The 1,025-nt window shown below is 80.0% G+C and carries 1 protein-coding gene; it reads left to right on the forward strand.

Features of this window, described 5'->3' with window-relative positions:
• Positions 1-1,025 (forward strand): hypothetical protein (locus AC5Y4D_RS27285; protein WP_500038770.1); only part of this gene is annotated, 1,025 nt, incomplete at both ends.

Raw genomic sequence — 1,025 nt, forward strand, 5'->3', positions numbered from 1 at the left:
GCGGTCGGGGTCGGCGGCGCCGCGGGCACCGGACCCGCCGGCACCGGCAAGGACGGACTCAACGGTCTGGGCGCCAACGGCGGCGACGGCGGCGCCGGCGGCAACGGCGCAGCAGGCACCAACGGCGACAACGGAATCGGTGCGGGCGCCGACGGCACTGCCGGCACCAGGGGCGGCAACGGTGGCTCCGGCGGTGCCGGTGGCACGGGCACCGGCGTGGGCGCCAAGGGCGGTAACGGCGGCGCTGGTGGACAGGGCGGCGTCGGCGGCAAGGGCGGCTCCGGCATCGCCGGCGCTGATGGAAAGGCGACGCTGGGCGCCGGCGAGGCCGGGCAGGCGGGCGGGAACGCCGGAGCCGGTGGCGCCGGCGGAAACGGCGGGACCGGCGGTGACGCCGGTGGCGGCACCGGTGGTGCGGTGGCCGGCAACTCCGGCAGTGGTGGCGCGGCCGGAAACGGCGGCGCGGCGGGCACCGCCGGGGCCGGTGGAGCCGGAGCAGACGGTCGCAGCGGCGTGAACGCCGGTGATTCGGGCTACGCCGGCGGCAACGGCGGCAAAGGTGGAGCCGGCGCCGACGGCGGCAAGGGCGGTGTCGGCGGACTTGCCGGTGCCGGAATCGGCGGCGGCAACGGTGCCAACGGCACCGGTGGCAACGCGAGCAACGGTGGCGCCGGCGGCGCGGCAGGCTCCGGCGGCGCCGGGGTCGACGGCGCCGTCGGTCAGGCCGGGGTGAACGCGGGCGCGGGCACCGCCGGTGGCAACGGCGGGGCCGGTGGCAAGGGCGGCGACGGCGGCGCCGGTGGCACCGGCGGGCAAGCCGGGGGCCCGGGCGCGAGCGCCGGCACGAACGGTCAGGGCGGCAACGGCGGCAAGGGCGGTAACGCCGGTGCCGCCGGCGACGGCGGCCGTGGCGCCGAGGGCACCAGCACTTACGTCGATGGCGGCGCGGGCGGTAAGGGCGGTGACGCCGGTGCCGTCGGGGCCGGCGGCAAGGCCGGCAGCGGTCCGGGAGGATCCGGCGCGGG

This window comes from Mycobacterium sp. NGS67, from assembly GCF_059812185.1.